This window comes from Neobacillus drentensis, assembly GCF_036965645.1.
GTDB classification, from domain to species: Bacteria; Bacillota; Bacilli; order Bacillales; family Cytobacillaceae; genus Neobacillus; species Neobacillus drentensis_D.
The window spans coordinates 1-8,613 of the sequence record NZ_JBALPZ010000262.1 but is presented as its reverse complement, the minus strand read 5'-3'; the positions used below and the strand labels follow the sequence as shown (position 1 = coordinate 8,613).

At 38.7% G+C, this 8,613-nt stretch carries 9 protein-coding genes; all 9 read right to left on the bottom strand.

Going from position 1 to position 8,613, the window contains the following annotated elements:
- The coding region (locus V7266_RS30045; protein WP_335472925.1) for a FadR/GntR family transcriptional regulator at positions 1–704 on the bottom strand (704 nt) is incomplete at its 3' end.
- 67 nt (positions 705–771) lie between these two features.
- Complete coding sequence (locus V7266_RS30040; protein WP_335472924.1) at positions 772–1,530, bottom strand: SDR family NAD(P)-dependent oxidoreductase; 759 nt, start codon at positions 1,528–1,530, stop codon at positions 772–774.
- A gap of 24 nt (positions 1,531–1,554) precedes the next feature.
- Complete coding sequence (locus tag V7266_RS30035; protein ID WP_335472923.1) at positions 1,555–2,508, bottom strand: transketolase family protein; 954 nt, start codon at positions 2,506–2,508, stop codon at positions 1,555–1,557.
- Positions 2,508–3,359, bottom strand: coding sequence for a transketolase (locus V7266_RS30030; protein WP_335472921.1), 852 nt, complete (start codon positions 3,357–3,359; stop codon positions 2,508–2,510). Before V7266_RS30030 ends, V7266_RS30035 begins: the two co-directional genes overlap by 1 nt.
- Before the next feature lie 227 nt (positions 3,360–3,586).
- The gene (locus V7266_RS30025; protein ID WP_335472920.1) at positions 3,587–4,918 is read right to left on the bottom strand and encodes an MFS transporter; all 1,332 of its coding nucleotides are present in this window, start codon (positions 4,916–4,918) and stop codon (positions 3,587–3,589) included.
- A gap of 105 nt (positions 4,919–5,023) precedes the next feature.
- Positions 5,024–6,049 (bottom strand): zinc-dependent alcohol dehydrogenase, encoded by a 1,026-nt coding sequence (locus tag V7266_RS30020; protein ID WP_335472918.1) that lies wholly within the window; start codon positions 6,047–6,049, stop codon positions 5,024–5,026.
- 232 nt (positions 6,050–6,281) lie between these two features.
- Positions 6,282–6,971, bottom strand: coding sequence for a FadR/GntR family transcriptional regulator (locus V7266_RS30015; protein ID WP_420491521.1), 690 nt, complete (start codon positions 6,969–6,971; stop codon positions 6,282–6,284).
- Positions 6,972–7,133: 162 nt separating this feature from the next.
- Complete coding sequence (locus tag V7266_RS30010) at positions 7,134–7,805, bottom strand: PspA/IM30 family protein (RefSeq protein WP_335472915.1); 672 nt, start codon at positions 7,803–7,805, stop codon at positions 7,134–7,136.
- A 1-nt stretch (position 7,806) separates the two neighbouring features.
- Positions 7,807–8,172 carry a hypothetical protein gene (locus tag V7266_RS30005; RefSeq protein WP_335472913.1) on the bottom strand — a complete coding sequence of 122 codons (366 nt, stop codon included), beginning with the start codon at positions 8,170–8,172 and terminating at the stop codon, positions 7,807–7,809.
- Between the last annotated feature and the right edge of the window lie 441 nt (positions 8,173–8,613).

Genomic DNA, 8,613 nt, shown 5'->3' with positions numbered 1-8,613 from the left:
TTCCAATACCGATCATATAAGTTTTTCATATGTTTATTCATGAGTTCGACTGCTTCTTTTTCGTTGTGATCCTCAATGGCTTTAATAAGTAATTGGTGCTCTTTAAAATTAGTGTCTCGATAATCCGGCCGAGTGACCGTTCGATCCCGAATAAATTCCCACATTTCTTGTTGTTTCATGGCATTACTTATAGCCGCCATAATGTTAATAAATAAGTCATTATGAGAGGCCTTTGCAATACTAAAATGTAATTTGTGATCAGTCTCTGGTACATAAACACCAGCCATGGTTTCTTTCTTCATCTCTTCGATAGTCGAATGAAGTTCTTCAATGTCTTCATCAGTTGCCCGTTCAGCTGCAAATTTGATAATGAGAGGCTCTATCGTCATCCTTGCTTCCACTATATCCTCTGGGGATATCGATTTAAAAAAAATGGCAGATTCAGAATGATCAGGTGTAATCTGATTACTTTTGACATAAACTCCTTCACCCTGACGGGAATAGATAATGCCATTCAATTCTAATGCACTTAGGGCCTGTCGGATGGGAACACGGCTTACACCAAATTGTTCGCACAGCTCTCTTTCGGCAGGCAGTTTATCACCTTTTTTAAATGAACCCAATTCAATTTCAGAAAGGATTTGATGATAAATTTGCATATATAATTTCTTACTGGCCACTGGATTAAATTGAATAACAACCACTCCTCTCAGTGTTCATTGAAATTACACAGGCATTCCTAACTGGAATGCCTGTACAGTAAGGATAAAATTAATCCATGTGTGAGCCGCCATTAATATCAATTTCTTCTCCTGTAATGTAGGAGGCTTCTTTTGAAGCTAAGAAAGCAATCGTTGCCGCAATCTCTTCCGTCTCACCTGGTCTTCCCATTGGAATACCGTCAATCACTTTCTTTGCTTCCTCTTCAGGAAGGGACTTCCAAATATCTGTATTAACAAGACCTGGTGCTACACAGTTTACAGTGATTCCATCAAAAGCAACTTCACGGGCAAGATTCTTAGAGAATCCTAATACGGCAGCCTTTGAAGCGGAATAGTGCGGTCCCCCAAATACGCCGCCGCCTCGTTTGGCAGAAACGGAGGAAAGACTTACGATTCGGCCATACTTTTGCTTTTTCATTGTTTTTAGTACAGCTTGAGTGCATAGGAATAGTCCAAACATGTTCACATTAAATACTCGGTTGATGTCCTCTAAGGTCATATCTTGAACGGTTACTTTTTGTGAAATTCCAGCATTATTGACAAGGATATCAATTCGGCCATAGGTTTGGAGAACCTTTTCTACCATGGCTTCATTCGATTCTTTGCTGGTTACATTTAGTTCAACTCCTAAAGCTTTGCCGCCAGCTTCTTTAATCTCATTCACGACATCGTGTACTCCATCCATATTAAGGTCAGCGATAACCACTGCTGCTCCTTGTTTTGCCAGGGTTAAAGCAATTGTGCGTCCAATCCCCTTTTTTGAACCACTGCCTGTAACGATTGCTACACGATTTTCTAATTCAAACATGTTTCTTCTCTCCTCGGTAATGTATTAGTTTTTGAGTAAATCTTTTGCTGTAGTGACAATATTTTCGATGGTAATCCCATTAAGCTCTAACAACTTTTCATATGGGGCCGACTGCCCGAATTGATCCTGAACCCCAATTCTTCTCACAATCCCCTTGCCTTCCTCCGCAACTACTTCACATACCGCACTTCCTAGACCATTTAAAATATTATGGTCTTCAACTGTAATGATTTTGCCAACCTTTAAACAGTCAACCACCGCTTCCCGGTCAAGAGGCTTTATAGTGTGCATATCTAGTAGTTTTACGGATATACCTTCTTTTTCTAATTGCTTTGCTGCTTCTAAGGCAAGATAGACGGTGTCACCATTTGCAATAATCGCGAGATCCTTTCCGTCCTTGATCTGCTTTGCTTTGCCAATCGTAAATTCTTCATTTTCATCATATAGAACCGGAACTGTATCTCTAGTAAAACGAAGATAGACCGGACCATGCATTTCAGCTGCTAGTTCGATTAATTTCCTAGTAGAATAATAGTCAGCACCCATAATAACCGTCATATTTGGAATGGTTCTAAGTACACCCATATCTTCGATGCTTTGATGACTTGCTCCATCATTCGCTGGGGTAAGTCCGCCATGAGAACAGGCTATTTTTACATTTAGGTTGGGGTAACAAATTTCTTGTCGGATTTGCTCCGCCATTCTTAGTGAACCAAATACAGCGTAAGTGCTTACAAAAGGAATCTTACCTGTTGTCGCAAGTCCGGCTGCTAATCCAGCACCATTTTGTTCCGCTATCCCAACATTGACATGCTGATTTGGAAATTGCTTTGCAAATTCTGTTGTCTTACAAGACTTACCGATATCAATATCCACCACATAAATATTTTTGTTCTTTTTCCCCAATCGGACAATTTCATCACCGAAGGCTTCTCTGGTAGCTTTTTTAACGACAATATCTTTTTCCATTAAGCTCATTATTTTAACCCCCCTGCTACTTCTTCAATTGCATTCAAAAACTCGACATCATTAGGAGCAATACCATGCCATCCAACGGAATGTTCCATAAAAGATACGCCCTTACCTTTTACCGTGTTAAGAACAACACATTTTGGTTTTCCGTTGTTTGCTACACGGATACGATCTAAAGTTTCCACAATCTCTTCCATCGAATGTCCATTGATTCTTTTTGTTTCAAAACCAAAGGCGTGAAATTTCTTTTCTAAATCCTGGTTTGGCATAATTTCTTCGGTTGTACCATCAATTTGCAACCCATTGTCATCCACGAATACTACTAAATTATCTAACTGATATTTAACAGCACTTTGTGCAGCCTCCCAAATTTGGCCTTCTTGACACTCTCCATCACCTAACACAGCGAACACTCGATAATTCTTTGAATCCCTTTTGCCTCCCAGTGCCATACCCACTGCACAAGAAAGTCCCTGTCCTAAAGACCCTGTCGAAATATCAATACCTGGACACTTTTTCATATCTGGATGTCCTTGGAATGGAGAACCAAACTTTCTTAATGTGTAAATGGTGTCATACGGTACATAACCTCGTAAAGCTAGTGCTGAATATTGGATCGGACACACATGCCCTTTTGATAAAACGAACCGATCACGATCTTCCCATTGGGGATTAGTTGGATCAATATTCATTTCCCTAAAATATAGTGCTGCAACAACATCTGCTGCAGATAAGGAACCTCCCGGATGCCCGGATTGTGCCTCGTGAATCATGGTGAGAGTCGTTTTTCTAAGTTCCATCGCTTTTTGCTTTAATTCTTCAATACCAACATCTTTCATACCAGTCACCTCATTCAATTTGGATAAGCTTAAATTGTTATCTTCTTGTCTACTTGTCTACTAAGTTAACTTATGAACTCAGTATAACACCGTTTTCACATTTGTCAATGCAGATTTTTTTAAAAATTAACCACTTGGAAAATGGATAAAAACTCACTGATCTGGAAAAACAAAAAAACCCTCGGTCAACAAAAATTGTTATCCGAAGGTTTGAGACGACTAGATGATATAGATTAATAAACTTTTCAACTAGACTTTTCCAATTTAGTTTCGACATTCGGCCTTAAGACCTTGCCTGACTGTTTTACTAAGAACACAACAATACAAGAGCCTACGATCAAACTGATGCCTAAGAAAATCATGCTAGCATTAAATGATCCTGTTAGATCTTTAATAGATCCCACAATGTAAGGTCCAAAGAATCCACCAAGATTCCCAATACTATTAATAAGGGCAATGGCCCCTGCAGCGGCTGCTTCCGTTAAGAAAGATGGAGGAATCGACCAGAATGGAGAGTAGGCGCCAAATGCTCCACAAAGGGCGATGGTTAAAAAGACAAAGGATAAAACAATGCTAGTATTGGCAACCAGACTGCTGATGATCATGGCAATGGCACTGGTTGTTAAACATGCGGCAACATGCCAGCGCCGCTCGTTCTTTTTATCGGAGTGATTACCCACTAGAACCATCGTAACCATAGCACAAACATACATGAGCCCTAAAACCCAACCCATGGATTGAGTACTAAGAGAGGTTGCTTCCGTTAAACCTTTTGAAATAGTTGGTAAAAACATGACAATTCCGTAGTAGCCAACCATCCAGCAAAAATATCCAATAGATAAGATTAAAACATCGCGATCCCTTAAAGCCTGCAAGAACGTGTAGTGTTTGACTTCCTGTTTTTGAAGTTTCTCTTTTGTTGTAATATCAATTAACCACTTTTTCTCCTCTTTATTTAACCATTTGACATCTTCAAGTTTATCATCAAGATAGAAATAGCAAACGATACCTAACAGCATAGCCGGAATCGCTTCCATAATAAACATCCATTGCCACCCCTCTAATCCAAACCAGTTAACTCCTAGTAAGAAAGTAGAAAGTGGTGAACCTAATGCATTCGCACCTGGTATAGCAATCATAAATCCTGCAATCGCCTTTGCATGATGTTTGGTTTGATAAAAACCGCTTAAATAAAATACCATGCATGGATAAAAACTAGCTTCAGCAACCCCTAAAAGAAATCGTGCTGTATAAAATTGCATGGGCGTTTTTACAAAAGCCATAAAAATGGCAATGATAGCCCAAGTAACCATGATTCTACTAATCCATTTTCTTGGTCCAATTTTCGTCATAATGGCACTGCCCGGTACCTCTAAAAGGAAATAACCAAGGAAAAAGATCCCTGCTCCAAATCCAAAAACTGCATTAGAAAAACCTAAATCTTGGTTCATTTGAAGAGCTGCAAACCCAATATTTACTCGATCTAGTATTGATATGGTAAAACATAAAAATAAAAACGGAATTAATCTTAACGTCACCTTTTTAGTAGTTGTACGCTCTAATTGAAGTATATCCAAAATAATTCCCCCTATCTTTCCCTCCAGAATCTCTGCAAACCCTTACATAAAACAGTTTTAAAAAAATTTTAATAAAAAGATGAAAGCTGCAAAAATAGGAAACATTTAAAATTTCAATAAAACCTTTATAACATTCTCTAATTTTTGGTCAACTATATTCATAGCATCCTTGATATCATCGATTGGAATAACCTTTGTGATAAACAAAGAGGGATCAAATAAATTAGCTGCAATGGCCTCAAGCGCAATCTCAAAATCCTCTCTCACATACATGTTGGATCCACTTAATTCGATCTCTTTATTTTGAATGGAAGAAATATCAATTTCTGGTTTTTTTCCAAAAAGAGCCACTTCAGATACTTTTCCGCCTCTTTTGACGATTTGGAAAGAATCATTCAGGACGGATTGAATTCCAACAGCAATAAATACGGTGTCTACTCCTTCACCATCTGTCGCTTTCAATATTCTTTCAACTGCATCCTCTTCATTTGTATTAATGGGAGAAGTGGCACCCAGCCTTTTGGCAATTTCTAAATTATAATCCAACGCATCTGTTATGAAGATCTTGGATACACCTGCATTTTTTGCAGCGATCATGATACCCAAACCTATCGGGCCTGCTCCGAGAATAGCTATTTTATCGTTAGGACCTGCTCCAGCCTTTCTAACAGCATGAACGCCTACTGCAAGGGGTTCGATTATAGCTCCCTGTTCAAAGGATATAGTTTCTGGTAACTTAACAATTGTGTTTTCCGGAACAACGATATATTCCCCAAAAGAACCGATCCATTCTTGTGTACCTAACACTCTTTTTTCTTTACAAACATGATAATTTCCAGTTTGACAAGATCTGCAAACACCACAGCCATAATGAGGCTCCACCGTAACTCGATCCCCTAATGAGACCCCTTTGACTTCTGACCCAGTTTCTACGACCACCCCTGCAAGCTCATGTCCTGATATGACTGGCGGGATTCGAAAAGGATGTGTCCCGTGGTAAGCATGAATTTCTGAGCCGCAAATTCCAGTTACGACCACCTGAATTTTGACCTCATTGGCATGCTTTATTACCGGTGAACTAACCTTTTGTAAACGAATCGAAAATGGTTTATCGATGACTGCTGCTCTCATAATCTCCTCCTTTTTTATTGTTTTTCATTTCCATCCACTTGTCTTCTTGTTCACTTGTCTACTAAGATGTTATGTATTTAATATACTTTTCTTGATTTTGTTTGTCAATAAGAAAATGAAGAATGATAATAAACACTATTAGACCAATAAAAAATAAAAAAAATCCCCCATTACAATTTTTTAATGGGGAATTTTGAGTATTGGTCTATACAGTTTTGAAAGGTTAATTCATCTAATCCTTCCAATACCGATCATATAAATTTTGCATATGGTTAGTCATAATTTTGACTGCTTCTTGTTCGTTACGATCCTCAATTGCTTGAATAAGTAATTGATGTTCTTTGAAATTAACGTCCCGGTAATCTGGTCGAGTTACGGTCCGATCCCGAATAAATTTCCACATTTCCTGTTGTTTCATCGCATTGATGATAGCACCCATGATGTTGATAAATAAATCATTATGAGAGGCCTTGGCAATGCCGCCATGTAATTTCTCATCTGTTTCTGGTACGTATACACCAGCCTTTGTTTCGTCCTCCATCTGTTTGATGGTTGAACGAAGCTCCTCTATGTCTTCATCCGTTGCTCTTTGGGCTGCAAATTTAACAATAAGCGGCTCGATGTTCATTCTTGCCTCAACAATATCTTCAGGGGTGATGGATTTAAAGAAGGATTGATCCGTTGCAAGTTGATTGCTTTTCACATAAACGCCTTCGCCTTGACGGGAATAAATAATTCCATTTAATTCTAAAGCGCTTAGGGCCTGTCGAATCGGTGCACGACTTACACCGAACATTTCACATAGTTCTCTTTCAGCTGGCAGTTTATCACCTATTTTAAATGCACCCGATTGGATTTCTGAAAGAATTTGATTATAAATTTGCATATATAATTTCTTACTAGATACTGGATTAAAGTTCATAATAATCACCTCTATTTACGATTTGTACGTTGTATTCTAAGTGAGTAATTAGACATGTTTAATTATAATGATATTTATTCAAAAGGGCAATAAACATCCATGAGTCCTCATACAAAACCCCTTTCGCTAATAATGCGAAAGGGGTTTTGTATTTTTCCAGAATTATAATGCGGCAACTTTTTCATTCTTTAATTTTTCAAGTTCCTTATTTAGCTCTTCATCACTCACATAAGTATCAAATGCAGCGTCCAGCTGCGCTAACGGAGCTGAAAACTGATTGCCTGCCAGTACTTCTGCTTCCATCATTAAGATCTTCTCTTCCGCACGTGCCACTCCTCTAGCAATATCATCTGAGTTAAAGGAAACCGTTACTTTCTGAATTTGTTTCATCGACTGAGCCACATTCGCACGGGACGCCAACAATACTTTCTTTTGCTGCATTAGGTTATAGGTTTCCTTGAGCTGGTCCAATTTTTCAACAAGGATTTGGGTTTGTCCCTTAATTGATGCTAGTTGATCCACATATAGTTGCAGCTGGTTTTCTTTGTTGAGTTTTTCTTGGACGGCTAGTTTTGCCATGGCCTCGTCCCCTTGCTCAAGTGCTAGTTTCGCCTGACGAGTCCGCTTATCCACTAATGACTTTGTTTCAGAAATGAGGGCTGCTTGTTTTTTTTCCACAAAAAGTTGTCGAGCTAACGCATTTTGACCTTTTGTGATTTCCTGTTCCATTTCCCGCGAATACTCGTTTAACATTGCCATCGGATCTTCAATCCCATCTAATAATCCGTTAATTTCAGCCATTGTAATTGTTTTTAATCGTTTAAAAATACCCATTTTATTCATTCTCCTTTTTAGTTAAAATCGTTTTTTCCCATTGGTCTAAAGCATTAGCATTTTGGTTAGTGACTGGTAAATGCGCGCCTGCAACAGAGGTGTCAATAAACTGCTGTATCGAAGAAGAGGTTGACTTCTTTTTAAGGCATCTTACGAAAAGAACTAGAACTGCTAGTCCGATAATAAGGAAGAGCCAAGGGAATCCTCCTCCGTGGTGCGCACCGTGAATCATTTGATGTCCGCCAAATTGTGAACTTCTGGCAAAACCGCCGATTCCTCTTAATAGAGACTGGACAATGTTTATGACTAAAATGATCGAAGCGATGAGGCCGCCCCAGAAGATACCTTTTTTTACTTTTGTGTTCATTCCTTTATCTCCTTTCTTTATCTTATGGATTGAATATTAATAGGGGTTGGTGAAATCTTGGTGAAAAGACAAAACTATTTTTAAAATCTAGTATTTTTGTATCATCCGCCATCCGATGGGGAAATTCTGATAGTGCTGAAAGACAAGTTTCTTTCTTAAAATCACAGAAATGTCTTTCATTACGGTTTTGAAGGACAGATTCCTTTCTTGAAATCTCAAAACTGTCCTTCATCGAGGGGATGAAAGACATTTACCTTCCTTGAATTCTCAAAAGTGTCCTTCATCGGGGGGATGAAAGACATTTACCTTCCCTGAATTCTCAAAAGTGTCCTTCATCGGGGGGATGAAAGACAAGTGCCTTCCTTGAATTCTCAAAAGTGTCCTTCATCAGGGAGATGAAAGACATTTACCTTCCTTAAATTCTCAAAAGTGTCCTTCATC

What these genes read in the sequence shown, in the direction of transcription:
- V7266_RS30040 (WP_335472924.1), bottom strand. Translation starts at nt 1,530, where the DNA reads ATGTTTGAATTAGAAAATCGTGTAGCAATCGTTACAGGCAGTGGTTCA.
- V7266_RS30035 (WP_335472923.1), bottom strand. Translation starts at nt 2,508, where the DNA reads ATGAGCTTAATGGAAAAAGATATTGTCGTTAAAAAAGCTACCAGAGAA.
- V7266_RS30020 (WP_335472918.1), bottom strand. Translation starts at nt 6,049, where the DNA reads ATGAGAGCAGCAGTCATCGATAAACCATTTTCGATTCGTTTACAAAAG.
- V7266_RS30015 (WP_420491521.1), bottom strand. Translation starts at nt 6,971, where the DNA reads ATGAACTTTAATCCAGTATCTAGTAAGAAATTATATATGCAAATTTAT.
- V7266_RS30010 (WP_335472915.1), bottom strand. Translation starts at nt 7,805, where the DNA reads ATGGGTATTTTTAAACGATTAAAAACAATTACAATGGCTGAAATTAAC.
- V7266_RS30005 (WP_335472913.1), bottom strand. Translation starts at nt 8,172, where the DNA reads ATGAACACAAAAGTAAAAAAAGGTATCTTCTGGGGCGGCCTCATCGCT.